We start from the raw sequence: 26997 nt of genomic DNA, 5'->3' as shown, positions 1-26997 counted from the left end.
CGCTACAATGTCTTAAGTTATAGTGACTTAGCTGATTTCGTCCAGTGTTAGTTCAAAACTTGGGGCAAAGGTTTGCAGAAAGTACTCCATCTCCTCACTGTGCCGTTCACGCAAAGTCACATCGAGGCGCTTTTTCGCTTGGGCATATTCGTGGTTACCTGCGCTGAGCTCTTCCAAACATTTCAAATATGCGCAAATCGCATCGGCTTGCTTAACGATGGCACTCTCTTGCGGGTCGGCCGCGTTAGACACCAGAAACGGGCGAAAATCCTCGCGCAGTTCTTCTGGGAGCATCTCTAATAAACGCAGCTCTGCCGCCGCTTCGATTTTTTTGTACTCTTTGGCGATCTCAGGATTGAAGTATTTGATGGGCGTTGGCAAATCACCCGTCAGCACTTCGCTGGTATCGTGATACATGGCGAGAACAGCAATGCGCTCAGGGTTGAGCGTTCCGCCAAATTTTTTGTTTTTGATCACCGCCAGCGCGTGGGCCACAAAGGCAACTTGCAGGCTGTGCTCAGAAATGTTCTCACTGGAGATGGAACGCATTAATGGCCAGCGCTGAATCAGTTTCATGCGCGCGAGGTGGGCGAAAAAATGGCTCTCTTGCATAGCGCTCTCACTTCCTTGCTGATGGATTCCCTTTCAACGTGCAAAATACATTGAAGAGGGAAGGTTAAAAAACAAAAGGCTCTCTTCAGTGTACCGAAAGAGAGCCTGTTTCGCCTACCCATAACAGCAAGTCGTTTTGGGACTTGCTGCCAGTTTGTTATTGGCTATAAGTGGTGATAAAGCGTTCAAATCGACCGATGGCGATTTCCAGATCTTCAACATGTGGCAGAGTCACAATGCGGAAATGATCCGGTTTTGGCCAGTTAAAGCCGCTGCCTTGTACCAGCAGCACTTTTTCTTGCACTAAGAAATCGAGCACCATTTTCTGGTCATCTTTGATCGGATACATCTTGGTATCGATTTTCGGGAACAGATACATAGCACCTTTTGGCTTCACACAGGAAATTCCCGGGATCTGGTTAATCAGTTCCCATGCGCGGTCACGCTGCTCCAGCAAACGGCCACCCGGCAAAATCAGTTCATTGATACTTTGATAGCCACCTAATGCGGTTTGAATCGCGTGCTGCATTGGTACGTTGGCACACAAACGCATCGAGGCAAGCATATCCAGCCCCGCAATGTAGCCTTGCGCTTGTTGTTTTGGGCCAGTCAGGAACATCCAGCCACCACGGAAACCACAAACGCGGTACGCTTTTGACAAACCATTGAAAGTCGCCACTAACACATCATCTGCCAAGGTGGCGATTGAGGTATGTACTGCGCCGTCATACAGTACTTTGTCGTAAATCTCATCGGCGAAAATGATCAGCTTATGCTTGCGAGCAATCTCAACGATTTCCAGTAAGAAATCACGGCTGTACACTGCACCCGTTGGGTTATTTGGGTTGATCAGCACAATGCCACGGGTTTTCGGAGTGATTTTGCTGCGAATATCGTCGAGATCGGGATACCAATCGGCTTCTTCGTCACAGATGTAGTGCACAGCTTTGCCGCCAGAAAGTGCAACCGCGGCTGTCCACAGTGGGTAATCTGGGGCGGGTACCAGCATCTCATCGCCGTTGTTCAGCAGGGCTTGCATCGCCATCACGATAAGCTCTGAAGCACCGTTGCCGATGTACACATCTTCGACGTCCAGACTGCGGATACCTTTTTTCTGGTAGTACTGCACTACCGCTTTGCGAGCGGAATAGATGCCTTTAGAGTCACAGTAACCTTGCGAAGTCGGCAGGTTACGGATCACATCAACTAGGATCTCGTCTGGGGCGTCGAAACCAAATGGGGCAGGATTACCGATGTTAAGCTTCAGTATTTTGTGCCCTTCTTCTTCCATGCGCTTAGCATGTTTAAGTACTGGTCCTCGAATGTCATAGCAGACATTATCGAGTTTTGACGACATCCCGATATTTTGCATTGTAATTTTCCTGAAAATGAACTGTTTGCTTGTTCAAGCTACACTAAGTTGTCAATTTTTAGAATAAAAATCTATTGTGAAAACAGGTTAAAATCCGAGTACATGTTGCGCCGATCACTTGGTGGAGCAAAAGATACCCCATAACCTTGATTTCATAAGGCTCTCTCAATAGAGTAGCCACAGTTTACCGAATCTCACTCCGTACGAGGTCGCTTTGTTGCATTTTTCTCAGGCCGTTGCTCAATTGATGGAGCAAATCCGTGGCGCGAAGGATCATGATGTTCGTTTTACTCAGCCGCTGGCCGATAAGCCACCGTTTGCGCTGATTGACTGGCTTGATGCTCAACCGATTTTCCCCAAATTTTATTGGCAGTCGCGTGATACTCGTGAAGAGGTGGTTGCACTAGGCCAAGTCTACACTTTTACTGATCCCGCACCGGCTTACGCAATATTAGGCGATGACCAACGTGTTTGGGGGGGCCGATCTTTTGATGGTCATACACCGAAAAATCCACGCTGTATGTCCTCTTTCTTCTTTTTGCCGCAGATTGAACTGAGTCGTTTTGATAATCACTGGTCATTGTCAGTCAACCTGAACAATGAACCACAACGCACTCTCAGCGCGCTGCAAAAATTATTGCTCGAAGTGCCCACATTGCGCTCTATGACGGCAGAAGTAAATACCGTTGAACATACGCCAACACTTCCGCAGTGGAATGATTTAGTTGAGAAAGTGTTGAGTGGGATTACTCAGCAGCAGTTTAAAAAAGTGGTACTGGCGCGTAAAACCAAGCTTTCGCTGGATGTGCCGATCAGTGCGGCTCAACTGCTTAAAGCCAGTCATGCGCAAAACCATCACAGTTTTCATTTTTTACTGGCACTCGATTTTCGGCATAGCTTTATGGGGTCGACTCCGGAGCGGCTCTATTTGCGTCACGGCCAAACGCTCGAAACCGAAGCGCTTGCTGGTACGATTGGTCGCGGTATGAATGCCGCACAAGATATGGAATTAGCGAACTGGTTGGCCCACGACAGCAAGAACCTCAATGAAAATCAGCTGGTAGTGGAAGACATTATTGAAAGTCTTGCGCCATACGCAGAGCAAATTCATAGCCAGAGTGAAGCTCAGTTAGTGCGCTTGCGTAAAGTACAACACCTGAAAAAGCGGATTGATGCGGGATTAAAATCGGGTATCAATGGTGTACAACTGCTGAGTGTGTTGCAACCTACGGCTGCGGTCGCGGGTTTGCCACGCCAAAGTGCGCTGGCTTTTATTGCTGAAAATGAGCCTTTTGCGCGCGGTTGGTACGCCGGTTCTATGGGCTACTTTAGCCATGCACAAGCGGAGTTTTGTGTGGCGATTCGCAGTGCTTTAGTGGTGGATAAAGAAGTTCAGCTTTTTGCGGGTGCGGGTATTGTACCGGGCTCGATTGCTGAGCATGAATGGCAGGAGCTGGATAAAAAGCTCTCTACCTTACTGAGTTTGATTACCGACCGTCTACCGCTGGGAGTGGCCTCATGAACCACGACCAAGCCTTACTGAACCGCCTTTGGTCGCGAGTTTTACTCGAAGAGTTAAGCCGTTTAGGCGTAACACAAGTGTGTGTGGCTCCGGGCTCTCGCTCTACGCCTTTGACGCTTGAAGCACATGCCAATGCGGCGTTCACTCTACATACTCACTATGATGAGCGCGGCTTAGGTTTTATGGCGCTGGGTCTAGCGAAAGCCAGCCAACAGCCAGTAGCGGTGATCGTGACTTCGGGCACCGCGGTGGCGAACTTGTTGCCTGCCATTGCCGAATCCAAACTTACTGGTGAACGTTTAGTGGTACTCACTGCGGATCGCCCGCCAGAGCTGGTGGGTTGCGGTGCGAATCAAGCCATTGTTCAATCTGGAATTTTTTCTCATCACGTTAATGTAACCCTTGAGCTGCCAAGTCCTGCGATACACCATCCACTCCCTTGGTTACTCACTACGATTGATGATGTAATGGCTCGCCAAGCCCTGCTCGGTGGCAGTGTACATATCAATTGCCCGTTTCCTGAACCTTTGTATTCGGCTGGTGATGAAGCGATTTATCAGCCTTATCTGGCCAGTGTGCAAAGATGGCGCGAACATCAACGTCCTATACTGAGCGTCACCAAACTTTGGCGCAAAGCGTACCTTCATCATTGGACGGTTTTTTAGTCAAAGGTGTGGTGATTGTCGGTTCGTTGACATCTGATGAAGCACAAGCCGCGCAGCGTTTTGCGCAAGCGATGGGCTGGCCGCTACTGTGTGATCCGCAATCGGGAATCAGCAGTGAGTGGGCGCATTTCGATTTGTGGTTACAACATCAACCTGCGCGTGATGTGCTCAATCAGTGTGAAGTCGTGGTACAGTTTGGTTCACGAATTGTCTCTAAACGCTTAGCGCAATGGTTAGCCAATTGGTGTGGGCAAGCCCGTGGTGAATATCACTATGTTTCGCCACAGACTGAGCGTAACAACCCTTGGCATGCGATGCAGCAGCAGTGGGTGTGTGATATTCCAAACTGGGTAGAAGCTTTGCTCAGTAAACGCTTAGCGGGTCAAAATACGCAGCAGGGCTGGGCGGATGAGTTAACGCGTTATGCGCAATCTGTTCGCCAATTGGCGCAGTTGCATTTCTCTTCTTCTGCTCTAAGTGAAGTGGCTCTGGCGTTGGATTTAACCGAGCGAGCCACGCAAGCGGATCTGTTTTTGGGCAACAGCCTGATTGTTCGTTTGGTGGATATGTTCAGCGCTCTCGATGGGCGTGAAGTGTTCTCTAATCGCGGTGCATCCGGCATTGATGGTTTAGTTGCGACGGCGTCAGGCGTTCAACGTGCACGACAGAAACCTCTGTTCATGCTGATGGGTGATACCTCGCTGCTGTACGATCTCAACTCGCTAGCGCTGATGCGCAATCCACCGCAGCCGACAGTGATTGTGGTGACGAATAACGATGGTGGGGCAATTTTCGATCTCCTCCCTGTGCCGAGTGAGCAGCGTGAAGCGCTCTATCAAATGCCGCATGGAATGGACTTTGCCCACGCAGCCCAGCAATTTGGCTTGGCGTATTGCGCTGCACAAACCTTAGAGCATTACCAAACCTTGGTGGAAGAGCATTTCGCGCAAAGTGTTGGCACTTTACTGATCGAAGTGAAAACACCACCCCAGCAGGCCTCTATGCACATCAAACAACTGACGTCGCAACTTCATGCTCTCTAGCACGCTGCATTTTGCCAAGCCTACTGTACGAACACCTTTAGTGGTGTTGGTGCATGGTTTGCTTGGCAGTGGTGCTGATTGGCAACCGGTTCTCTCTCATATGGCTAGCATGAAGTACGCCGTATTGACGCTGGATCTTTCTGGTCATGGCGCAAACCCAGAACTGCATTGTGATGATTTTGCTCAAGCGGTCGCCATGATTGAACAAACCGTACAATCATATCTAACACCTGAGGTGCCAGTCATTTTGGTTGGGTACTCGCTTGGCGGGCGATTAATCATGAATGGGTTAGCTCAGGGTGCTTTTTCGCGCCTTAATCTGCGAGGGGCTGTCATCGAAGGCGGTCACTTCGGACTGCAAGATGACGAGGAAAAAGCGGCGCGTTGGCAAAATGATCAACAATGGGCGCAGCGATTTTCTAAGCAACCGATTGAGCATGTGTTGAGCGATTGGTATCAGCAAGCGGTATTTAGTTCACTAAACCATGAGCAAAGACAAACTTTAATTGCGCAACGTAGTGCTAATCTTGGTTCATCAGTAGCACATATGTTACTGGCAACAAGTTTGGCTAAGCAGCCCTATTTATTGCCAGCACTACAAGCACTTACTCTACCGATACACTATGTGTGTGGCGAGAAAGACAATAAATTTCAGCAACTCGCACAGCATTGCGGGTTGAGTTACAGTCAGGTTGCGCAGGCCGGCCACAATGTACACCACGAACAGCCGCAAGCCTTCGCAAAGATTGTACAAGCGATGATCCACTCGATCGCAGATTGAGTGATAACGACAATGGGAACCACCATGGCTAAAACTACAGGCATTTCTGAGCAAGAACTTTACGCACCAGTGATTTGGCAAGATTGCACCGGTGACTATCAAGATATTTACTACCACAAGTCTGAAGATGGGATTGCGAAAATCACCATCGCCAGACCACAAGTGCGCAATGCGTTTCGTCCATTGACTGTGAAAGAGATGATCCACGCGCTGTCAGATGCTCGATACGATGACAAGGTGGGCGTAATTATTCTGACCGGTTTAGGTGAAGATGCGTTCTGTTCCGGTGGCGATCAGAAGATCCGTGGCGACTACGGCGGCTATCGTGATGATTCTGGTACTCACCACCTGAACGTGCTGGATTTTCAACGTCAGATCCGCACCTGTCCAAAACCTGTGATTGCGGCAGTAGCCGGTTGGGCAGTGGGTGGAGGTCATGTTCTGCACATGATGTGTGACCTGACCATTGCGGCAGAAAATGCACAATTTGGTCAAACTGGCCCGAAAGTGGGCTCATTCGATGGCGGCTGGGGTGCTTCTTACATGGCGCGTATTGTCGGCCAGAAGAAAGCGCGCGAAATCTGGTTCCTGTGCCGTTTCTACAATGCCCAAGAAGCGTTGGATATGGGGCTGGTGAACACGGTTGTGCCAGTTGAAGAGCTGGAAAGAGAAACCGTGCGCTGGTGTCGCGAAGTGCTGCAACACAGCCCAATGGCGATTCGCTGCTTGAAAGCGGCACTTAATGCAGACTGTGACGGCCAAGCTGGCCTGCAAGAGCTGGCTGGCAACGCGACCATGCTGTTCTACATGACCGAAGAAGGTCAGGAAGGTCGTAATGCGTTTAATGAAAAACGCCGCCCGGACTTCAACAAGTTCCCGCGTAACCCATAATTCTTCTCAGAGCGGCGTCCTGCCGCTCTTTCTCTTTGAGCATAAACGTCGGTTTATGTGGATGTATTGGATATAGGAAGAGATCAGCATGCGTCATGCAACCCTCTATCGCTACCAACTGCCGATGGATAGTGGTGTCATCCTTCGCAATGAGAAACTGACTCAGCGTGAAGGCTTTATTGTCGAACTGACCGAAAACGGCCGTACTGCACGCGGCGAGATTGCACCGCTGCCCGGCTTTAGTCGTGAAACGCTGGAAGAAGCGGGCGTACAAGCGCAAGCGCTGCTTGAGCAGTGGGTCAAAGGTCACGCTATCGAGTGGGATGCTCAGCATCCTTCGGTCGCCTTTGGTATTTCGATGGCGCACTACGAGCTAGAACAAGCGCTGCCCACACAAGGCAACTACTATGTTGCGCCGCTGTGCACGGGCGATCCTGATGATCTGTTGCCCGTGTTGAACAATTTGCCGGGGCAGAAAGTCGCTAAAGTTAAAGTTGGACTGTATGAGCCGATCCGTGATGGCATGCTCGTCAATCTATTCTTGGAATCGATGCCGGATTTAACGCTGCGTTTGGATGCCAACCGCGCGTGGACTCCTGCCAAAGCGCTTAAATTTGCTCAATACGTCGCGCCGTCTTTACGCAGCCGTATCGCCTTCCTGGAAGAGCCATGCCAGTCGCCGAGTGAAAGCATCGCATTTTCGATTGATACCGGTATTGCAATTGCGTGGGACGAAACCTTACAAGAAGCGGTTCGGGATGCAGATTTTGCTTTAGAAAATTTACTTGGCGTGAAGACCATAGTGATCAAACCGACCTTGGTTGGTTCTGTGTACCGGGTTGAGGCTTTGGTCGAGAAAGCGAAAGCACTTGGGTTGCAAGCGGTGATCAGTTCTAGCTTAGAGTCGAGCTTAGGATTGAACCAGTTAGCGCGTTTGGCGCATAAATTACTGCCTAATGAAGTGCCGGGACTGGATACGATTGGGTTATTCCGTGCTCAGTTAGAAACGCCTTGGCCAAATAGCTCACTGCCCGTGGTTACTCTGCAAGAGCAGCAAATCGTATGGCGCTCGGAACCGGCCCTGTGAACAGCCTTTGGCATGCTTGGATTGAGCGCGACCCCAATCAGGTCGCGCTGAACCATGCCGGGCAAACACTGACTTGGCAAGCCCTAGACCGCCAAGTCGCACACTACGCCAAAGCGCTGCGTGAGCAAGGGGTGCAAGCTGGAGAGGTAGTGACGCTGGTGGGGAAAAATCATCTGCACACTGTGCTGTGGTTTTTGGCCTGCACTCAAGTGGGCGCACTGTGCTCTTTTGTCGCACCACAACCTTTGGCTCGTTTGCAGGAAAAGCTCGCCACGCTTTATGCGGAGCAAAGTCCAAAGCACCTTTGGCTAGCACCTTCTTGCGCGCTGAGTGAAGAAGAGATTGCGGAGCTTAATGCCCATCGCCTGAGTTTGCCCGATGAGCGGGATGAAACCGTTGATGATGAGAAAGTCTCTAGCCAGTTCTCTTGTGAACAACTGGCGACATTAATTTTCACCTCGGGTTCGACGGGCGCAGCCAAAGCCGTCGTGCATACTCATCAGCAACATTTGGCTTCGGCACGCGGTTTGCTGACTCAGTTCGCTTTTACTGAGTCAGATTGTTGGTTACTGAGTTTGCCGCTGTATCACATTTCCGGTGTGGCGATCCTCTATCGCTGGCTTGCAGTGGGTGCAACACTCAAAATCGGAGTGGGTGATCTGCAAAGCGATATTGCCGGCGTGACCCATGCTTCACTGGTGCCTACTCAGCTTAAACGTCTATTGGACAGTCGCTGCCCATTGACGCTCCAACGTGTTCTGCTTGGTGGCAGCCATATCCCCGTTGAACTCGCCGAAGCTGCGGCAAAGCGCGGTATTGATACTTGGCTGGGCTACGGCATGACCGAAGCGGCTTCGACGGTTACCGCAAAGCGTGTTGATGGACTTGCGGGCAATGGTGAGCTTTTGGCTCATCGTGAGCTGCGCATTGTTGATGGGCGGATTTATATCGGTGGGCAAACGTTGGCACAAGGCTATTATCGGCAAGGTCAGCTAGTGCCTTTCACTGATGAGCAGGGTTGGTTTGACAGCAAAGATCTCGGTCGCTGGCAGGGCAACAACCTGCTGATTGATGGTCGTGCCGATAACCTTTTCATCTCTGGCGGTGAAAATATTCACTGTGAAGAGATAGAGGCAGTATTAAATCAGCACCCTCATGTGCAAGTGGCGATCGTAGTGCCAGTTCAAGATAATGAGTATGGTGCGCGACCTGTTGCGATTATTCGTAGTGAAGCACAGTGGAGTCAAGCCATCGGTGATGCTTGGTGCCAAGGCAAACTCGAAAAATTCAAATGGCCTATCATGTACTTTTTACTCCCCGATACTTTGCTGGATGGGGGAATTAAGGTGTCTCGTGCAGCCGTCAAAGCTTGGCTGGACACGTACCAAACCACGTTTAAGTTATTGTAATACTCGGATAGCTTGAAGTCGCAGCAGCGATATTTACTGCTTAACTGTAACGCCAAGCCATTTGAGTAGCGTTCTCTTGCCGTTATTTTTTCGATGTCGCGCTCAAACGTAAGTAGACCAAACCCACCACAAGGCCAATCAAGGTTGCACTCATCCCAAACAGCGTTGCGCCAGAAAGCGTGATGATAAAAGTAAACAGCGCTGGCTCACGATATTCATCTGTTTTAAAGGCGGTGTGCAGGCACATCATCAAAGTGCCGAGCAGGGCTAAACCGGCAAGCATGGCAGAAATAGGCTGGGGGAGTGCGAGGAAAAGGTTGACCACCGCAGCAGCAAAAATCCCTGCCAATAAATAAAACACACCTGCCCACATCACTGCGCGATAACGCTGAGTTTTATCGCTGTCGACTTCCTCTGCCATGCAGATCGCAGCTGAAATCGCGGCTAAGTTCACGCTAAAACCACCAAAGGGAGCGGCGAGCATGTTGGTCAATCCGGTTCCGAGCAAAATCGGTTTGATCGGCGCTTCATATTGATAGCTTTTCATCATCGCAATCCCCGGTAAGTTTTGCGAAAGCATGGTGATGAGGTAAAGCGGCAGAGCCAGATTGAGCAAAGCCAACCAATCAAACTCCGGCTCAACCCAAAGCGGTGTTGCAATGCTTAATGAGAGGTTTGTGTCAGCAAAGCTATCCAGAGCGATAGAACAACCGATGCATGCAATCAGCAGTACCAACATGGTGTATCTAGGCACAAAATGTTTGGCTAACAAATAACTGGCAAACAGCAGGAAAAAAAACACGGTCGTATGGGTGAGTGGAGTAAAAGCTTTGGCACAAAAGGGCAGCAAAATAGCGCCGAGCATGGCCGTGCCAAGAGGAACCGGAATTTTGCTCAGTGCACGAGTCAAAGGCGTGATCATGCCAGTGAGAGCGATCAACACACCGGAGAACATAAACGCCCCAATCACGACCGGTAACGAGTATTGACCCGCCGTTGCAGCCAGCATCACTGCGCCCGGCGTTGACCATGCGGTTAAGATGGGCGTTTTGTAAACCCAAGAATAAATAAGTGACGTCAACCCCATCACCACACCCAAAGTCAGTAACCAACTTTCGATTTGAGCAGGGTTGGCACCTGAGGCTGTAGCGGCTTGAATCACGATCACAACTGAACTCGTGTAGCCAACCAAAACCGTGGTAAAGCCCGCAGAGAGGTGACTGAGATTGAATAATCCTTTCATCATGGGTTCCTTTTTGGGTAAAGTGTTTGTGCGTAATAACGCACGTTTCGAGTATAGCTCTGTGCGTTATAGCGCACAATAAGAGGTTTTCCGCATGACTGACGCTATGTTTAAGTCACAAATCGCTAATCAATTAAAAGTACTGCGCAAAAGCAAAGGCTTGAGTCTGGATGCGACAGCTCAACTTACGGGCGTTTCCAAAGCCATGCTGGGTCAGATTGAACGCGGCGAATCGAGTCCCACCATCGCGACGCTTTGGAAAATTGCCAGTGGTCTTGAGGCTTCATTTTCCGCCTTTTTTGCGAATGATCCGCAGCTGTTATCGAGTGAGCGCTCCTTTCCTGATGATCCCAACATGAAAGTTCATACCTTGTTTCCTTATGCAGCGGACTCTGGTTTGGAGATGTTTGAAATTACACTGCTTAACCATCACGAGCAGATGTCATCACCTCATGCATTAGGGGTGATTGAATACATTCACGTTTTGGAGGGGGTTATGAAGGTGTTTTTTGATGATCAATGGCATGAGCTGAAACAAGGAGAGCACATTCGCTTTTTTAGCGACCAGCCCCACGGTTACGCGGCGGTAACCGACAAGGCTGTGTTTCAAAATATTGTCTCTTATCCAAGAGGCTGATAAGTCTAAGAAGTTGGCAGCTTTGGTATACGGAAACAAAACTGCCAGAATCCTCCTGTCATTAGATCTTAAATTTGCTCACCTTCAGTGCCAAATCGTCTTGCTTAGCTTTGAGCGATGAAATAGTAAGCTCGCTCTGCTGGATTTTCTCTTGAGCACTTTGGCAAAGTGCTTGTAGGTGAGAAACGCTGGACGAGATATTGGTTACCGAATGCTCTTGATGGGTGATGGCAACTGAAGTCTGCTTATTCATTTCCGTCAATTTAGTGATTTCAACAGCCACTTGGTGTAACGACTCTTCAGCCAGTGACGTGATTTCAGTCGTTTTGGTTCCTTTTAGCATACTGTTGTTAATCACTCTTACCGATTCATCAGCGCTGCTGCGTAGCTGAGTGATGCTCTCTTGAATGGTGTTGGTGCTGCCTTGAGTTCGAGTTGCGAGGGAGCGCACTTCATCTGCAACAACCGCAAAACCACGCCCTTGCTCACCTGCACGAGCGGCTTCTATAGCGGCATTGAGTGCCAGTAAATTGGTTTGCTCGGCGATGCCGTTGATATCAGCTAAGACCGGTTCAATACTGGTGACATGATTTTTCAACGAGTTGATGGTTTCCGTGCCTTGAGTCACTTCAGCAACCAATTCATTAACGGCACTGGCCGCTTGCCTTACATTGGTGAGCGTATTCTGTGCGTTTTTGTCTATAGTTAAAACTGACTGACTTATTTCTTTGGCACCACTCGTGACTTGCAAAGCATTAGCGGTCATTTCGGTGGCGGCGTGGGAAATGGCGTTGACTTCAATAGTCTGCTTATTGACTGCATCAGCGGTTACTTTAAATGTAGAAGAGAGATCGCCCACGGCAACTTTTGCTGTGTTGATGGATTGGTTGATATCAGTGACGAGGGAATGAATTTTCTCAATAAACTTGTCTACTGCGTTGCCTAATGCTCCAAACTCATCTTTCGTTGAAATATTGACTCGCAGGGTTAAGTCACCGTTGCCTTCGGAAATATCGGTTACTCTATCTAACAAACGTTCTACGGGAGACAAAACTTGTTTGCCTAGAATCCAACCCAGTATCCAGAGGATGACAATGCTTGCGGCCGTCAACACCTCAAAAGTGGCGATGGCAACGGCCTGTTCATGCAAAGTAACATCAGATTGTTGCTCAACTTTACTATCCGCAATGCTTTCTAATTCGGCGATGAAATTCAGAAAATCTCGAGAGAGGGTGGTGTATTGCGCATAAGTTTCACGATAGTGTCGATAGTTGTCTATCACTGTCGTCATAGCCTTTTCATGCTGCGAGTTTAATTGGGTGAACACTTCGGAATAACTGGCCTCTTTCCATTCAGGGCCTGCGGATACATCAAATCGCCCAGTGGAGAACATCTCTTGGTTAGCCTGTTTTTGGAATGTAATGGCTTGTTCAATGGCTTTCATTTGGGCTTGATCATCTTGCCCATCCAGTAAACGCTGGGTGTGATACATTTTCCACAGTAGTCCAATGTTTGACTCCATGCCACCATCTGCTGCCTGCCAACGTTTCACGACATCGGTTTCCCATGTCAGCATTCGAGTTGGGTCTCGTTCTAATTCTTCAACGGCCGTATCACCGAGTGCTTCCAGTTTCTCTCCAAAATCCACGAGCTCGATGGTCGATTTATCGTAAGTGGTTTTACTTTGGATATACGTTTCGTAACTTGATATCAGCTCATCACGTGCTTTCTGATATTGTGCGTTGAATTGAGAGAATTGACGGGATTGTTCGGCACTGAGCAGCCCTGCCTGAATCATCCGTGAAGAGGCATTATCGACATCTTCAATCGCACCTTTAAGGGTGGTTTCAACCTCCTGTCTGTCGCCTCCGAGGATCAATCGACTGACGGCAAGCATCTGAGCTTCGATTTTGATTGAAGTTTCCATGGCACCATCCGCTGTATTCCATGCGGGTCCGACAATGTAATTCAGGGAGGCTGAGCTGGAGTACATGGTCTTTACCGCCCACAGCCCTAGCGCCGCAACAATAATTCCTACGAGTCCAAATGTAAGCAATATCCGTGTTTTTACTCTCATAAAAGAGTCTCCTAACCAATCTGATCTTACTCGACGAAACCTTTGAAGCAGGGATTAAAGGCTGAAAGAGTATGTTATGTGACTTTGAGTCTAGAACAGTTTTAGAGGTGTCATTGGTTAGTTGGGAGGAAAAAGAATGGTAGTTCGGTGCAATGAACTGAAGTTGCAGTGTTATTCACTGCAACTTCAAAACGTTATGCGTAAAGCTAGGGAGGGAGAAGAATTACCGCCAGTCACCGCGTAGCTGAGCCACTTTTTCTTGCATAACGGTAGCATTGGCGAGTTCGGGAAGAACAGGAAATCCAGCTTCAATCTCTAGTTGTGAGCGAAAACGGTTTGGCAGACCTTGGCAAGCTCGCCCTCTATGGCGGCTGAAATAGCTGCCCCATAAACCTTTAAGCGCCAAAGGGATAACCGGAACCGGGCTGCGGTGGAGGATTAAATCCAATCCCCGCATGAAAGGGTTCATTTCGCCATCCGCCGTTAAACGGCCTTCAGGGAAAATACACACCAAGTTTCCTTCTCTCAATGAGTGTTCAATTTCAGTGAAGGCTCGGCGAAGTGAAGCTCGGTTGTTGGCAGAAATGGGGATTACCCCCGCGCGTTTCAAAAACCGTTTGAGCAGTGGCAGATTGGCGTACTCTTCTTCCATCACAAAGTGAATCAAACGTGGGCAAACCGCACTGAGCAGTAGAGCATCCATATAGCTCACATGGTTGCACACCAGTAGAGCGCCACCTTGCTCCGGTATATGGTGCAGATTTCTGTGCCGAACTCGGTACAGAGTATGAGTCAGTATCCACACCAGAAAGCGCACTGCAAAAATCGGCACTTGTAGGAAAATATACAAGGCAACCAGCACGTTGAGTACGGCAAGCAAGGCAAACAGTTGCGGAATACTCATCTCCAATATGCTGAGAAATACAATACCCAGTAGCGCACTGCCTACCATAAACAGCGAGTTATAAATATTGAGCGCAGCGATGACTTGGGCTCGTTCGGTGACTTTGGCGCGTTGCTGCAACAAGGCATACAGCGGAACAATGAACACGCCACCAAACACACCAATCAGTAATAAGTAAGCAAATAGCGGCCATAATGCTGAATAAGAAACGAAGTCAGCAAAAGTGGTGAAAACGGGCAGATCAGCCGGAATGCTGGTGGCCATGAGATAACCAAATAAGCTGATCCCAATGCTGCCCAGCGGGACAATGCCCACTTCAATTCGATGTCCTGAGAGTTTATCGCAGGTCAGTGAGCCAACGGCGATACCAATCGAAAATAAGGCAAGCAGGAAAGAAACCGCTGCTTCATTACCATTGAGATAAAGCTTAGTGAAATTAGGGAATTGGGTGAGATAAACAGCACCGAGGAACCAAAACCAACTGATCGCCATAATGGATTGGAAGATAGCGCGATCGCGCTTAGCAATGCGGAGCGTCTGTTTGGTTTGAGCGATCGGTTGCCAGCGAAAATCGAGATGTGGTGCACTGGCAGGTGCAAGCGGAATAGCTCGACTGGAGAGATAGCCGAGTAGCGCAAAAATTAACACAGCGGCAGCTGCAAAGTAGTGTGCGTAGTCTGCTGAGGCAATCACGCCAGCCCCCACAGTGCCGAGCAAAATGGCTAGGAAAGTTCCGGTTTCCACTAAGGCGTTACCGGGGACTAACTCTTCCGATTTCAGCTGTTGTGGCAGCAGCGCGTATTTGACTGGGCCAAAGAAGGCGGATTGTGTGCCCATCAAAAACAGCAGAAACAATAAAATGCCGTAACTTTGGGTGAGGAAACCGATGGCTCCACCGAGCATGATGACGATTTCCAGCAGTTTCACTTTGCGGATATAGCGCGACTTTTCCAGTTTATCAGCCAGTACACCGGCAGAAGCAGAAAACAGAAAGAAAGGCAGAATGAATAACCCTGCTGCGAGATTGATAAAAAGATTACTGGAGATGGGGAGGGCTTGAGGGCCAGCAAAGGCCACAAACAGTAACAAAACATTTTTAAAAATGTTGTCGTTAAAGGCACCGAGAAACTGAGTAATGAAATAGGGTAAAAAACGGCGCTCAGTTAAAAGTGCCGAGGTGGACTTTGCCATGTTTCCCCCATTACCAGTTGGCTAGGTAGTGATTGAGTAGATTCTCAATCAAAGCATTGCCATCAATAGGCTCAGTTGCAAAAAACTTATCATCCACACTCAAAACGGTAATTCCGTGTACGCCAGACCAAAGTACACGGCTGGCTTGCAATACTTCTTGCTCAGAACGCAAAGGCGCAATCACTTTCAGCAATCCTTCTAACATGCTGGTCATGTTATCAATCCGCTGCACTTGCCATTCCGGCAAGGCGTCACCATTCATATTGTGCTCAAAAATCAGCTGCCAACGGTATGGGTTACGTTTCGCAAAATCATGGTAACAGTAGGCGAGTTGATACAAAGCATCCTTAGGATAAGGCGTCGACTTCACCGCTTGCTGTGCTTCTTGTGCCAACTCATCCAAAGTTTGTGCGACCACATGAAGCAGCAACAAATTGTAATTGCCAAACACGTTGACCAAGGTTCTTGGCACGTAGCCAATCATAGTGGCAACTTTACGCAAGCTTAGCTCATGATAGGTATGCGTATCGAGGAACTGCTTGACTCTGTCTAGGGTGAGAGCCACCAGCTCTTCTCGGGTATGATCGTTTCGTCTTGCCATGATCTGGATTCAATAATGAACAACGTTCGATAGTCTAAACATCCCCTTTGGGAGCGTCAACGCATCGATTTGCAATATTCTGATACATGTCGATAAATGCAAAACGTTTCCATAGCGGGATGAACTGGCTATAGTGAGTCAGTAAAGATAGATAGGCTCAAAAGCCCCATAACATCTAACCCTAAGGAAGTGTATGAAACGTCTGTTTTCGCTTATCGCGTTAATCATGGTTTCGGTTGCGGTAACTCCGATTGCTGAAGCCAAAAAAATGGGTGGCGGTAAATCGTTTGGTAGCAGCTACAAAACGGCACCGGCACCGAAACAACAGCAACAAAAGAACGATACTTTAAAGAATGATACGGCTAACCCTGCCAGCTCAACCAAGAAAGGTTTGATGGGCGGCTTGTTGGGTGGCCTTCTGGCTGGTGGTCTGCTTGCTGCCTTCTTTGGTGGTGCGTTTGAAGGTATCCAGTTCATGGATATTCTGATCATGGGCCTGATTGCGTTTGTGATCTTTAAACTGATGCGTGGTCTGCTTGCTTCGAAGCAAGGCAGTATGAACCAGTCGCAACAGCAACCAGCATACAGCGGTATGAATCGCACATCATTTGAGCAACCTAATGTTCATAACTTTGAACAACCACAATCTATGGGTGGTGGTTTTGGTAGCGCAGCACAAAGTGATGTACCGCATAACTACCCAGCAGGTTTTGATCGTGTGGCGTTTGTCAATGGCGCACGTGAGCACTACCGTATTCTGCAAGGCGCATGGAACCACAACCAACTAGAAACCATTCGTGAGTATGTGTCACCAAGCCTGTTTGAAGATCTTCAAGCAGAGCGTGCTAACTACGAAGGCGATCAACATACTGATGTGATGTACGTGGATGCAGAAATTGTTCGCGCTGACTACGATGCAAATCGCGCTCAGTTGAGCCTACAGTTCAGCGGTCGTTACCGTGATGCGGTAGAAGGCATTGAAGAAAACATTGAGGATGTATGGCACTTAGAACGTGACCTGACTGTCCCAAATGCTCCTTGGTTGATTGTTGGTATCCAAGGTTAAAAAACAGGCCAACGCCCAATTTAGTCATTGTATTTAGCACCCAGCATTTGCTGGGTGTTTTTTTATCTTCAGAATAACAGATACTTGGATTACTCACCTGAAACGCTAGGCTATTTGGTATATACTCGCTGCACTATAAATCGCACAAAAGGAAAGTCACGTGGCTCAATTTAAACACCAACAACTTAGTCAAGCCGAGCAAGATAAATTGGATGCAGCGGTTTTTCGCCAGTTGCTGCAACATCTGGATCAAAACAAAGATGTGCAGAACATCGACCTGATGATTTTTGCGGGATTTTGCCGTAACTGTTTATGTAAATGGTATGCCGCAGAAGCACAGAAGCAGGGACTTGAACTGGATATTGATGACGCTCGTGAGCGCGTTTACGGTATGACTTACGATGAGTGGAAAGCGAACCACCAACCGCCAGCAACGCCAGAGCAGTTAGCCGCTTTTGAGGCGAAAAGTAAGAAGTAATTTGCGGATAAAAACAAAACGCGCCAAATAGTTTGGCGCGTTTTTAGTGAGAAGCGATAAGCCGTCAAGCTAGGCTTTCGTTGCTTGTTGAGGGCTATTGCTTGAAGAACTATTGCTTGCTGAGTACGTAGAATTCAGCCAGCTCACCATCGATTTGTTGACCATGCATATCCAGATGGGTCAGAGTGTTTTCGCCCACCAAGTACTGTCTGCCAGTCTGTTCGCCAGTTTGCAATGTCACGATGCTGCCTGTTTCATCCCAAACGAATGTACCTTCAGAGGCGAAAGGTTCACCTTCTTTATCGAGGTATTTTTCAGTAAGCGTATAAGTACCATCAGCATTGATCGTTAATGCGGTTTCAATACCGCCGCAGTCTGCACAAGGCAGAGTACCTTGGTAAATACCGGCCCAATCTAGGCTGTTTTGGGAATTATGTGCTGCATCCACGCTTTCTGTTGATGGTTGAGCCGCTGGTTGTTCAGTAGATTGTTCAGCCACGTCAACGATTTTTTCAACTTCCACTTTTGCGTCTTGCTTGTTATCACAACCGACAAGAATGAGAGTCAGCGCGCTCAGGGCAAAAATACTTTTTTTCATCATAAATCCTTGGTTAAGAAATGTTGACCATCTAAGACACGGCTCACTATGAACCCACGCCGTTAAGTCTGGGTCAAACGCGCGTCATTTTAGCGACAAGTTGTGTGTGATCTAGCTCAACAAAAGCGACATTTCCCAACAGATAATAAATCGTTATGCCCTTGTCTTTTGAAACAGCAGTTCCAAGTCGAAAAGAGAGAGATAAAAAAAGACCCTCGAAGTCGAGGGTCTGTAAGTGCTTATTTTTCGTCATCCGGTAGTTTGACGTTGAGTTCGAGTACCGAGATGTCATCATCTTTATGTTCGAAAGAGAGCTCGACCATCGAAGGGTCAATCGCAACATACTTGGCAATCACGTTCAAAATGTCTTCTTTGAGCTGTGGCAAGTAACTTGGTGCCGGATCGTTTTGGCTGCGACGTTCGGCAACAATGATCTGCAAACGCTCTTTGGCAACGCTCGCGGAAGTCTTCTTCTGTGGGCGGAAAAATTCCAGCAATGACATAGCGCTAACCTCCGAATAAGCGTTTGAAAATACCTTTCTTCGCTTCAGTCAGGAAACGAAATTCGACTTGTTCACCCAGCAGACGTGCGACTGTATCTTGATATGCTTGGCCAGCATCTGACTGATCATCAAAAATTACTGGAACGCCTTTGTTGGAAGCATTCAGTACCGCCTGACTTTCTGGGATGACACCCAATAGAGGAACATGCAGGATCTCTTCGACGTCTTGTACGCTCAGCATCTCACCTTGAGTAACGCGCGCTGGGTTGTAGCGGGTTAGCAGTAAGTGTTGCTTGATAGACGCCTGGCCTTGCTCTGCACGCAGTGACTTAGAATCGAGAATGCCGAGAATGCGGTCAGAATCGCGTACCGATGATACTTCCGGGTTGGTGGTGACAATCGCTTCATCAGCGTAGTAAAGCGCCATTAATGCGCCTTGTTCGATACCCGCTGGTGAGTCACAAATGATGAAATCAAAGCCCATCTCTTTTAGGTCACCTAACACGCGTTGCACGCCATCTTTGGTTAGCGCATCTTTATCACGAGTTTGAGAGGCAGGCAGGATGAATAAGTTTTCGTTGCGTTTGTCTTTAATCAAGGCTTGGTTCAGTGTTGCTTCACCATTGATGACATTGACAAAGTCGTACACCACGCGGCGCTCACAGCCCATGATTAAATCGAGATTACGCAGACCAATATCGAAATCGATCACTGCGGTTTTTTTGCCTCGCAGCGCGAGACCTGAAGCAATAGCAGCACTGGAGGTGGTTTTGCCAACCCCGCCTTTTCCTGACGTGACGACAATAATGCGCGACATGTTATATTTTCCTTTCAATCTTAAATCGTGAGCGTTTCGAGATAGAGTGACTCGTCAGTCATACTGAGCATCACCCTCTGTTGCCAGAACTGACTTTCAATCTGATCGCTCAGCCAGTAACGGCCCGCGATGGAAATCAATTCCGCTTGCAAATCATGACAAATAATTCGTGCTTCTTTTTGGCCACTCGCTCCAGCAATCGCTCGGCCACGTAACGTGCCGTAGATATGGATTGAACCATCGGCGATCACTTCTGCTCCGGCGCTGACATGGCTTAAGATCACCAGATCGCCGTCTTTGGCGTAAATTTGCTGACCTGAGCGTACCGGAGTCCGTACCACTTTGGTAGGCGCCATTTTCGCAGGGGCTTGAGTCGGAGAGTTGGTTGCCGACATCACCGCAAAACCCGCTTCGGCTGCGAGATTTTGGCTACGTTTGTCTTTACATCCTGTGACACCGACAGGTATTAAACCTGCTTGGCTGATTCCTTGCTTTAAAGTTAGATAATCAAGATCACCCTCCACTTTTGCCACATTAATTACCACAGGGGCATGAGCAAAAAAAGCAGGAGCTTGCGCGACCTTTTCTTGAAGAAATTGAACAGTATGCGCAATTTGGTTGTCAGAAAGGTGTAATACCGACAAAGTAAAACTACTACCTTTCAGGTCAGGGGTTTTCGACATTGTAACGTTGACCTCAATAAACTCTATGCCTTGCGGAGAGAGCATTGGCTGAGAACAGGGCTGTCATGTTATATTCAGCGCCAAAGCACAGCAAGTTATCTTGCGGTGAAATAAGTGATTTGGCATCAATTTTGGTCAAGGTTAACTGAATTAAGACAAAATGCCCTAAGTGGTCAATCATCTAATTAAAAGGCTTGTCATGCTTTGCTCTATTTATAAAAGTCCTAAAAAAGAAGGCACTTATCTCTATATTCCGAAACGGGACGATTTTTCACAGGTTCCTGACACCTTGAAACAGATGTTTGGTAAACCTATTTTTGTCATGTTGGTCAATCTTGAACAGCGCCAGCTTGCGCAGGTAAATGTGGAAAAAGTGAAAGAATCACTGCAAGAGCAGGGTTTCTTCCTACAATTACCACCACCGCCAGAGAATTTGCTTGAGCAACATAAAGAGCGCAAAGCGCGCCAAACTCCCTGATGAAGATCGCTCAAGGAGGGCATCTTGAAAAAATTATTATCGATAGTATTGGGCTTGACCCTGTCTGCACCAGTACTCGCCAATGAAGTCAGTTTTGAACAATATGTCGAAAGACTAAAGCAGCAAGCGCGTGAGGAAGGTATTTCTGAACGCATACTCAGTGAAGCGTTTCGTGATGTTGAATATAAACCGCGTGCGGTTGTTGCTGATAAAAACCAGCCAGAGAAAAAGTTGACTCTGGATGAATATATTCCTCGTGCAGTGCCAGAATGGAAAGTTAAGCAAGCTCAGTCACTGTACGAAAAGCATTATGATGAGCTGCAACGTATTGGTAAGCAGTACGGTGTGCAACCCAGATTTATTGTGGCGTTGTGGGGCGTTGAAAGTAACTTCGGTGCGTTAACGGGTAACTTTCGAGTGATTGATGCCTTATCGACACTGGCTTATGAAGGCCGTCGTGAAGAGTTTTTCCGCAAAGAAACCATGGCAGCATTGCAGATTTTAGAGCAAGGCCATATTGCGCCAGAAGCGATGAAGGGCTCTTGGGCTGGTGCCATGGGGCAGTGTCAGTTTATGCCGAGTTCGTTTTTGAATTTTGCCGCAGATGGCGACGGTGATGGCAAGAAAGATATTTGGGGTACACGTTCAGACGTATTTGCTTCAACTGCGAACTATCTAAGCCAGTCGGGTTGGGATGATAAGTACACTTGGGGACGCCAAGTGAAAATCCCGAAGGGTTTTGACCATGATCTTGAAGGGCGTCAGTCTGAAAAAGGCAAAACCTTACAAGAGTGGAGCAAGTTGGGCGTGACCCGTTATGACGGTAAACCACTGCCAGCACTCTCCGACGATATTAAGGCTTGGCTGATCATGCCGGACGATGAAGCAGGGCGCATTTACCTTGTTTATAACAACTACAATGTACTGATGAAGTGGAACCGTTCTTACTACTTCGCTCTCGCTGTCAGTCATTTAGCGGATCGGATCAAATTCTGATTTCTGTATACCCAACGGGAGGGCTCTAATGAGCCCTCTGTTTTTTCAGTTCATAGTCATAATACATGGTGAGGATATTTCTTTTATGGGGATAGAGTTTGCTTGCTGAACGTGCCAGTCAAATGGCTTTATTCGCGGTGTTAATCCAACATCAGAGTTTTACTGCAGCAGCACATGCGTTGGGTGTGTCGGTTTCTCATGTCAGTAAGCAGCTCGCTGCGTTAGAAGCGTCACTAGGGGTAAAGCTGGTACAACGTACGACGCGCAGTTTTACTCTGACCGATGCCGGAAATCTCTTTTATTCCCAATGCCGTGAACTGTTAACGATTGTGACCAACGCGCAAAGTGAAATGGAAGATCAGCGTGATGAAGTGGCTGGGCTTATTCGTCTTGGTTTATCGCAATCGTTCGGTACTTTGCATGTTTTGCCCGCCTTGGAGCAGCTTCGCCAGCAATACCCGGAATTGAAAGTCGAAGTGCATCTGTTTGACCATAAAGTCGATATGCTCAAAGAAGGGCTCGATTTGTGGATCACCAGTAATGAACAGCTGCCAGAAGGTTATGTTGCCCAACGGATTGCGGATTGTCGCTTTGTGGTTGCCGCATCAGCAGAGTATTTGTTACGCCATGGAACACCAGCTCAACCTATGGATCTGATGGATCATAACTGCTTGATTTATCGAAGCTGGGAGCGAGATTACACTCGCTGGTCATTCAGTCGGGATGGGCAAAGTCAAACCGTTAAAGTCTCAGGTAACTATTCGGTCGATCTGGCGGAAGCGGTGCGCGATGCCGCAGTAGCAGGGTGGGGCATCGCTTATTTGGCGACGTATTTACTGCGTGATGAATTTCGTACCGGGCAGTTGATTCAGTTGTTGCCTGAATGGTGCGCCAATCAACAGATGCCGTTTTATGCTGTGTATCCAAGCCGTCAACATATGCCGAAGAAGACTTCGGCGGTCATTGAGTTTATCAAACAAGCCTTAGGTAACCCTTGCTACTGGGATTCGCGATTACAACCTTATGTGCGTTTTACATCAGGATAAAGAGCAATGAATTGTTGCTGACTTTAAAAAGATATTTTCCAAATGGAAAAGATAAGTTTTAGGCAAACGTTTAGTTTTAATAAAATCAGCAAGTTATGAAAAACCGCATTTTGTTCACTTCTTTGGTAATGAGTGATTAACAAACTCGCCTTGCGCATACGATTTCCTTCACTAAAATCGCCGCCTTTCCTGTTCTACTCACATTTTGGGCGGCGTTATGTCATCACTCCTCGGTATGGGCGCAATTTTATTGATTGCGTGGCTACTTTCTACCAATAGAAAAAATATCAACTTGCGCACAGTCTCGTTAGCGTTACTGCTGCAAATTTTCTTCGCATTACTGGTGCTGTACGTGCCAGCCGGTAAAGATGCACTGAATAGTGTGACAGGCGCAGTGTCACAACTGATCAACTATGGACAAGATGGAATTGGTTTTGTGTTTGGTGGCCTTGCCAATGGCAGTGTGGGTTTTGTGTTTGCCATTAATGTCCTCGGCATCATTATCTTCTTCTCAGCATTGATTTCTGGTCTTTACCATTTAGGCATCATGCCGAAAGTGATTAACCTGATTGGTGGCGGCCTGCAAAAACTGCTTGGTACAGGTCGTGCGGAATCACTTTCTGCCACCGCGAACATTTTCGTGGGCATGATTGAAGCGCCGCTGGTGGTAAAACCTTATCTGAATAAGATGACCGATTCGCAATTCTTTGCGGTGATGACTGGCGGTCTTGCCTCTGTTGCTGGTGGTACATTGGTGGGTTATGCCTCTCTGGGTGTTGAGCTTAACTACCTTATCGCTGCGGCATTTATGTCTGCGCCAGCAGGTCTGTTAATGGCAAAAATCATGTTGCCAGAAACCGAAAAAATCGATGTTGTGACGGCGGATGACGAACTGGATCTGCCTAAAGCGACTAACGTGTTGAAGCGATTGCTGACGGTGCGATGTCCGGCGTTAAAATTGCCGTTGCAGTTGGTGCTACTTTGCTGGCCTTCGTGAGTGTGATTGCTTTGCTAAACGGCTTGTTAGGCTGGGTTGGTGGCTGGTTTGGCATCGAGCTGAGCTTTGAGCTGATCATGGGTTATGTTTTCGCTCCTGTGGCATGGCTGATTGGTATTCCATGGCATGAAGCGATCACCGCTGGCTCGCTGATCGGTAACAAAGTGGTAGTGAACGAGTTTGTGGCCTTCATTCAGCTTATTGAAGTGAAGCAGCAGTTGAGTGCGCACTCACAAGCGATCATCACTTTTGCTCTGTGTGGTTTTGCTAACATTTCAACCATGGCGATCTTGATTGGTGGTCTGGGTAGCCTTGTTCCTGAGCGTCGTGCCTTTATTTCAAAATACGGTTTCCGTGCGATTGGTGCTGGCGTGTTGGCCAACCTAATGAGCGCATCGATTGCCGGGGTAATCTTGTCCTTGTGATCTCTATAAAATAAAGAAAAAGCCAGCGATGATGCTGGCTTTTTTTATGCCCATTTTGGCAACATAAAACACGATATACGTTTTATGAGAGGGATTCGTGAATCGCGCCGAAAAAGCATTGAAAGCAATGTTAAGCGCTCAATAAGTCAGTGACACTGTGCCGAGAAACATAAACTAATCAGATGATTAGCATGCAAAACTTTCGCTCTGGAGTATTAGTTATAAGCGACCCCATCTAATACAGGAGAGAAAGATGACGCGTTATTGCTTAGCGGCAGTGATTGCTGCGACCTTGGGCGTGAGTTACTCCGCCCAAGCCTACAATTGTGCCGGAGTGCCAGTTTGGGACAGCAGCACAGTGTATGTCGGTAGTGACAAGGTTCAACAGTCCAATACGGCTTATCAAGCTCGACACTGGACACAGGGTAATGATCCAGCAACCTATTCTGGCCAATGGGATGCATGGCAAGTTCTTGGTCAATGTGAAGGGGGAGCCAATAACCCACCACAGGTATCCATTCAATCTCCCTTGAATAATGCAAAGATTCCTCAAGGCTCTGTCGTAGGATTGCAAGCCAATGCATCCGATACCGATGGCAGCATTGCTCAAGTTGAGTTTTTAGTTGGTACGCAGAGCATTGCCATTGATCAACAGGCACCGTACCAAGTTGATTGGACAGCGACACTGGGCGCAACATCCGTAACAGCAATAGCAACGGACAACCAAGGCGCGACGAGCAGTAACACAGTGAATATCAGTGTAACGCCAAGTGGTAGCCTAGTGCCGCCGACGGTTGCGTTAACGAGCCCGACAGGTAATGAGCAGTTAAAAGCCGGGGATGTGTTAGCGGTAGCGGCTAATGCCAATGACACTGATGGCAGTGTGGCGTTAGTGGAATTCTATGTGGATGGCCAACTCGCGGTTTCGGATAATTCTGAGCCTTACCAGTTTAATTGGGATGCCGCTGTCGGCAGCCACACCTTTAAAGCCAAAGCCGTCGATAATGACAACCAAGCCACGTTCAGCCAAGAAGTCACGCTGACGGTCAGCAGTGGTTCTAACGCAGGTTGTGCCGGATTACCTGCTTACTCCGCAGGAACGGCTTACTCTGCAGGTCAACTGGTACAAAATCAGAATCAAAAATACCGTTGTGAAGTCGCTGGTTGGTGCTCTTCTAACTCAGCATGGGCTTATGAACCGGGTGTTGGCAGTAACTGGAAAGAAGCTTGGACTGGTCTGGGTGCCTGCACGACGCCTCCTGTCGTGACTTTAACGAACCCAAGTGCAAACCAAGTTATTCTTGCTGGATCTACCGTTAACGTTGCTGCCCAAGCCAGCGATGCAGATGGTACTGTCACACAAGTTGAATTCTTTGCTGGCAATAGCAGCTTAGGCGTTGTGTCTCAAGCGCCATACGCAGTGAATTGGTTAGCGACTACCATTGGTAACAACACCATCAAGGCAGTGGCGACGGACAATGACAACAATCAAAGCGAAAGTGCAGTGAGCGTGACAGTAAGCGATCAAGATCTTGTCGTATCACTCACATCGCCGACTTCTGGTCAAACCGTTGGTTTAGGTAAACCTGTCAACATTGCCGCTGATGCGACTTCACTGACCAACAATGTTGCGAAAGTGGAATTCGTCGTCAATGGCGCTGTTGTCGCGACCGATACCACAGTGCCATTTGCATACAGTTGGACTCCGAGCGCTATTGGCAACTATACCGTTGCAGCGAAAGCGACCGATGCTGCCGGAACCAGTATGACTTCTACTGCAGCCGCAATTAATGTGGTTGAGCAAGCGCAGAAGAAACACCGCTTGATTGGTTACTGGCATAACTTCGTTAATGGTGCGGGTTGTCCAATTCGCCTTGCTGATATGTCTACCGCGTGGGACGTGATTGATATCGCGTTTGCGGAAAACGATCGCAGCAGTAATGGAACCGTGCATTTCAATCTTTACTCTGGTGACATCTACAGCAGCTGTCCTGCTCTTGATCCTGTTCAATTCAAACAAGATATGAAAGCTTTGCAGGCCAAAGGTAAAGTCTTTGTTCTCTCTTTAGGTGGAGCAGAGGGTACGATCACCCTTAACACCGATCAGGATGAAGCTAACTTTGTAAACAGCTTAACTGCCTTGATTAAAGAATGGGGCTTTGATGGTCTGGATGTGGATCTCGAAAGTGGTTCAAACCTAGTTCACGGCTCGCAAATTCAAGCTCGTTTAGGTCGTGCCTTGAAGCAAATCGAGAGAAACATGGGTGGTGATATGTTCCTCACTATGGCGCCAGAGCACCCTTATGTGCAAGGTGGTATGGTTGCTTACAGTGGCATTTGGGGCGCTTACATTCCGGTAATCAACGAAGTGCGCGATACACTGGATCTTCTTCATGTTCAGCTCTACAACAACGGTGGCCTACCTAACCCATACACACCGAGTGCAGCACCAGAAGGCTCGGTAGATATGATGGTAGCGCAATCAAAAATGTTGATTGAAGGCTTCACATTAGCCAACGGAACACGCTTTGAACCACTGCGTGATGATCAAGTAGCGATTGGTTTACCTTCAGGTCCAAGCTCTGCCAATTCTGGTCAAGCACCAACACAAAATATCCTCGATGCGTTGGATTGTTTAACTAAAGGAACCCGTTGTGGCACCATCAAACCTGCATTCCTCTATCCTAACTATGCAGGCGTAATGACTTGGTCGATTAACTGGGATCAGCATGACGGTTTTAACTTTTCCAAACCTGTAGGCGATAAGCTCACTCAAATGAATAACGCGCAATAAACATCAGCGTTTCTAAAATAACACCCTGGCTTAGCTGGGGTGTTTTTTCTCGTCTTCATTTTCATCACCTCCTTCTTCTCG

At 48.1% G+C, this 26997-nt stretch carries 22 protein-coding genes and 2 pseudogenes; 14 read left to right on the top strand and 10 right to left on the bottom strand.

The features are described 5' to 3' along the window. Positions 1 to 27 precede the first annotated feature (27 nt). Complete coding sequence (gene yfbR, locus D908_RS12915) at positions 28 to 612, bottom strand: 5'-deoxynucleotidase (protein WP_005523602.1); 585 nt, start codon at positions 610 to 612, stop codon at positions 28 to 30. Between the two features lie 157 nt (positions 613 to 769). Beyond that, positions 770 to 1984, bottom strand: a complete 1215-nt coding sequence (locus tag D908_RS12920) for a pyridoxal phosphate-dependent aminotransferase (RefSeq protein ID WP_001179461.1) — start codon at positions 1982 to 1984, stop codon at positions 770 to 772. A 214-nt stretch (positions 1985 to 2198) separates the two neighbouring features. Between D908_RS12920 and D908_RS12925 the strand changes: the two genes are divergently transcribed. The 6 genes and pseudogenes from D908_RS12925 to menE all read left to right on the top strand — a co-directional run bounded on the left by D908_RS12925 (position 2199) and on the right by menE (position 9382). Next, positions 2199 to 3506, top strand: coding sequence for an isochorismate synthase (locus D908_RS12925; RefSeq protein ID WP_005523601.1), 1308 nt, complete (start codon positions 2199 to 2201; stop codon positions 3504 to 3506). Then, positions 3503 to 5214 (top strand): annotated as a pseudogene (gene menD, locus D908_RS0119100) (2-succinyl-5-enolpyruvyl-6-hydroxy-3-cyclohexene-1-carboxylic-acid synthase). Before D908_RS12925 ends, menD begins: the two are co-directional and overlap by 4 nt. Next, positions 5204 to 5995, top strand: coding sequence for a 2-succinyl-6-hydroxy-2,4-cyclohexadiene-1-carboxylate synthase (gene menH / locus D908_RS12930; protein ID WP_005523600.1), 792 nt, complete (start codon positions 5204 to 5206; stop codon positions 5993 to 5995). The pseudogene menD and the gene menH overlap by 11 nt, the downstream one beginning before the upstream one ends. A gap of 24 nt (positions 5996 to 6019) precedes the next feature. Continuing rightward, the gene (gene menB, locus D908_RS12935) at positions 6020 to 6886 is read left to right on the top strand and encodes a 1,4-dihydroxy-2-naphthoyl-CoA synthase (protein ID WP_001140803.1); all 867 of its coding nucleotides are present in this window, start codon (positions 6020 to 6022) and stop codon (positions 6884 to 6886) included. 88 nt (positions 6887 to 6974) lie between these two features. Next, positions 6975 to 7973 carry an o-succinylbenzoate synthase gene (gene menC, locus D908_RS12940; RefSeq protein ID WP_005523598.1) on the top strand — a complete coding sequence of 333 codons (999 nt, stop codon included), beginning with the start codon at positions 6975 to 6977 and terminating at the stop codon, positions 7971 to 7973. Next, positions 7949 to 9382 carry an o-succinylbenzoate--CoA ligase gene (gene menE, locus D908_RS12945; protein ID WP_005523596.1) on the top strand — a complete coding sequence of 478 codons (1434 nt, stop codon included), beginning with the start codon at positions 7949 to 7951 and terminating at the stop codon, positions 9380 to 9382. The genes menC and menE overlap by 25 nt, the downstream gene beginning before the upstream one ends. A gap of 82 nt (positions 9383 to 9464) precedes the next feature. Here the strand turns inward: menE and D908_RS12950 are convergent, their stop codons facing one another. Then, positions 9465 to 10625: a benzoate/H(+) symporter BenE family transporter gene (locus D908_RS12950; protein ID WP_000677200.1), complete on the bottom strand. Its 1161-nt coding sequence runs from the start codon at positions 10623 to 10625 to the stop codon at positions 9465 to 9467. Positions 10626 to 10719: 94 nt separating this feature from the next. Here D908_RS12950 and D908_RS12955 point away from each other — a divergent pair, with 94 nt between their 5' ends. Further along, complete coding sequence (locus D908_RS12955) at positions 10720 to 11262, top strand: helix-turn-helix domain-containing protein (protein ID WP_000128682.1); 543 nt, start codon at positions 10720 to 10722, stop codon at positions 11260 to 11262. A 61-nt stretch (positions 11263 to 11323) separates the two neighbouring features. On the opposite strand, the gene D908_RS0119095 is transcribed toward D908_RS12955, so the two are convergent. The 3 genes from D908_RS0119095 to D908_RS12965 form a co-directional block, all read right to left on the bottom strand. Beyond that, positions 11324 to 13339: a methyl-accepting chemotaxis protein gene (locus D908_RS0119095; protein ID WP_082320913.1), complete on the bottom strand. Its 2016-nt coding sequence runs from the start codon at positions 13337 to 13339 to the stop codon at positions 11324 to 11326. A gap of 223 nt (positions 13340 to 13562) precedes the next feature. Next, positions 13563 to 15434, bottom strand: coding sequence for an MFS transporter (locus D908_RS12960; RefSeq protein WP_005523590.1), 1872 nt, complete (start codon positions 15432 to 15434; stop codon positions 13563 to 13565). 10 nt (positions 15435 to 15444) lie between these two features. After that, positions 15445 to 16035 carry a TetR/AcrR family transcriptional regulator gene (locus D908_RS12965; RefSeq protein ID WP_005523588.1) on the bottom strand — a complete coding sequence of 197 codons (591 nt, stop codon included), beginning with the start codon at positions 16033 to 16035 and terminating at the stop codon, positions 15445 to 15447. Positions 16036 to 16228: 193 nt separating this feature from the next. Here D908_RS12965 and D908_RS12970 point away from each other — a divergent pair, with 193 nt between their 5' ends. Together D908_RS12970 and D908_RS12975 are read left to right on the top strand one after the other, a co-directional pair. Further along, entirely contained in the window at positions 16229 to 17101 is an 873-nt protein-coding gene (locus D908_RS12970) for a Tim44 domain-containing protein (RefSeq protein WP_000825379.1), read from the top strand. 160 nt (positions 17102 to 17261) lie between these two features. Continuing rightward, positions 17262 to 17579, top strand: coding sequence for a DUF1244 domain-containing protein (locus tag D908_RS12975; RefSeq protein ID WP_005523587.1), 318 nt, complete (start codon positions 17262 to 17264; stop codon positions 17577 to 17579). A gap of 109 nt (positions 17580 to 17688) precedes the next feature. On the opposite strand, the gene D908_RS12980 is transcribed toward D908_RS12975, so the two are convergent. The 4 genes from D908_RS12980 to minC form a co-directional block, all read right to left on the bottom strand. Continuing rightward, entirely contained in the window at positions 17689 to 18180 is a 492-nt protein-coding gene (locus tag D908_RS12980; protein ID WP_005510494.1) for a copper resistance protein NlpE, read from the bottom strand. Positions 18181 to 18416: 236 nt separating this feature from the next. Further along, on the bottom strand, positions 18417 to 18680 hold the full coding sequence (gene minE, locus D908_RS12985; protein ID WP_000054417.1) for a cell division topological specificity factor MinE: 264 nt from the start codon (positions 18678 to 18680) through the stop codon (positions 18417 to 18419). A 4-nt stretch (positions 18681 to 18684) separates the two neighbouring features. Next, positions 18685 to 19497 (bottom strand): septum site-determining protein MinD, encoded by an 813-nt coding sequence (gene minD / locus D908_RS12990; RefSeq protein ID WP_000086772.1) that lies wholly within the window; start codon positions 19495 to 19497, stop codon positions 18685 to 18687. A gap of 20 nt (positions 19498 to 19517) precedes the next feature. After that, the gene (gene minC / locus D908_RS12995) at positions 19518 to 20180 is read right to left on the bottom strand and encodes a septum site-determining protein MinC (RefSeq protein WP_005523584.1); all 663 of its coding nucleotides are present in this window, start codon (positions 20178 to 20180) and stop codon (positions 19518 to 19520) included. A gap of 199 nt (positions 20181 to 20379) precedes the next feature. Between minC and D908_RS13000 the strand changes: the two genes are divergently transcribed. From D908_RS13000 to D908_RS13015, 5 genes and pseudogenes are all read left to right on the top strand, one after another. Beyond that, positions 20380 to 20658, top strand: a complete 279-nt coding sequence (locus D908_RS13000; protein WP_000882649.1) for a YcgL domain-containing protein — start codon at positions 20380 to 20382, stop codon at positions 20656 to 20658. Between the two features lie 24 nt (positions 20659 to 20682). Continuing rightward, entirely contained in the window at positions 20683 to 21654 is a 972-nt protein-coding gene (locus D908_RS13005) for a lytic murein transglycosylase (protein ID WP_000735491.1), read from the top strand. A gap of 98 nt (positions 21655 to 21752) precedes the next feature. Continuing rightward, complete coding sequence (locus D908_RS13010) at positions 21753 to 22700, top strand: LysR family transcriptional regulator (protein WP_000879075.1); 948 nt, start codon at positions 21753 to 21755, stop codon at positions 22698 to 22700. A gap of 217 nt (positions 22701 to 22917) precedes the next feature. After that, positions 22918 to 24122: pseudogene (locus D908_RS0119090) on the top strand (NupC/NupG family nucleoside CNT transporter). Between the two features lie 253 nt (positions 24123 to 24375). Next, complete coding sequence (locus D908_RS13015; protein WP_005523582.1) at positions 24376 to 26916, top strand: Ig-like domain-containing protein; 2541 nt, start codon at positions 24376 to 24378, stop codon at positions 26914 to 26916. Positions 26917 to 26997: the final 81 nt, after the last annotated feature.

The organism is Vibrio mimicus CAIM 602 (assembly GCF_000338875.1).
In the GTDB taxonomy this organism is placed as follows: Bacteria; Pseudomonadota; Gammaproteobacteria; order Enterobacterales; family Vibrionaceae; genus Vibrio; species Vibrio mimicus.
This window is presented reverse-complemented; position numbering and strand designations above follow the sequence as displayed.

What these genes read in the sequence shown, in the direction of transcription:
- yfbR (WP_005523602.1), bottom strand. Translation starts at nt 612, where the DNA reads ATGCAAGAGAGCCATTTTTTCGCCCACCTCGCGCGCATGAAACTGATT.
- D908_RS12920 (WP_001179461.1), bottom strand. Translation starts at nt 1,984, where the DNA reads ATGCAAAATATCGGGATGTCGTCAAAACTCGATAATGTCTGCTATGAC.
- menH (WP_005523600.1), top strand. Translation starts at nt 5,204, where the DNA reads ATGCTCTCTAGCACGCTGCATTTTGCCAAGCCTACTGTACGAACACCT.
- menB (WP_001140803.1), top strand. Translation starts at nt 6,020, where the DNA reads ATGGCTAAAACTACAGGCATTTCTGAGCAAGAACTTTACGCACCAGTG.
- menC (WP_005523598.1), top strand. Translation starts at nt 6,975, where the DNA reads ATGCGTCATGCAACCCTCTATCGCTACCAACTGCCGATGGATAGTGGT.
- menE (WP_005523596.1), top strand. Translation starts at nt 7,949, where the DNA reads ATGGCGCTCGGAACCGGCCCTGTGAACAGCCTTTGGCATGCTTGGATT.
- D908_RS12950 (WP_000677200.1), bottom strand. Translation starts at nt 10,625, where the DNA reads ATGAAAGGATTATTCAATCTCAGTCACCTCTCTGCGGGCTTTACCACG.
- D908_RS12955 (WP_000128682.1), top strand. Translation starts at nt 10,720, where the DNA reads ATGACTGACGCTATGTTTAAGTCACAAATCGCTAATCAATTAAAAGTA.
- D908_RS0119095 (WP_082320913.1), bottom strand. Translation starts at nt 13,339, where the DNA reads ATGAGAGTAAAAACACGGATATTGCTTACATTTGGACTCGTAGGAATT.
- D908_RS12960 (WP_005523590.1), bottom strand. Translation starts at nt 15,434, where the DNA reads ATGGCAAAGTCCACCTCGGCACTTTTAACTGAGCGCCGTTTTTTACCC.
- D908_RS12965 (WP_005523588.1), bottom strand. Translation starts at nt 16,035, where the DNA reads ATGGCAAGACGAAACGATCATACCCGAGAAGAGCTGGTGGCTCTCACC.
- D908_RS12970 (WP_000825379.1), top strand. Translation starts at nt 16,229, where the DNA reads ATGAAACGTCTGTTTTCGCTTATCGCGTTAATCATGGTTTCGGTTGCG.
- D908_RS12980 (WP_005510494.1), bottom strand. Translation starts at nt 18,180, where the DNA reads ATGATGAAAAAAAGTATTTTTGCCCTGAGCGCGCTGACTCTCATTCTT.
- minE (WP_000054417.1), bottom strand. Translation starts at nt 18,680, where the DNA reads ATGTCATTGCTGGAATTTTTCCGCCCACAGAAGAAGACTTCCGCGAGC.
- minD (WP_000086772.1), bottom strand. Translation starts at nt 19,497, where the DNA reads ATGTCGCGCATTATTGTCGTCACGTCAGGAAAAGGCGGGGTTGGCAAA.
- minC (WP_005523584.1), bottom strand. Translation starts at nt 20,180, where the DNA reads ATGTCGAAAACCCCTGACCTGAAAGGTAGTAGTTTTACTTTGTCGGTA.
- D908_RS13000 (WP_000882649.1), top strand. Translation starts at nt 20,380, where the DNA reads ATGCTTTGCTCTATTTATAAAAGTCCTAAAAAAGAAGGCACTTATCTC.
- D908_RS13015 (WP_005523582.1), top strand. Translation starts at nt 24,376, where the DNA reads ATGACGCGTTATTGCTTAGCGGCAGTGATTGCTGCGACCTTGGGCGTG.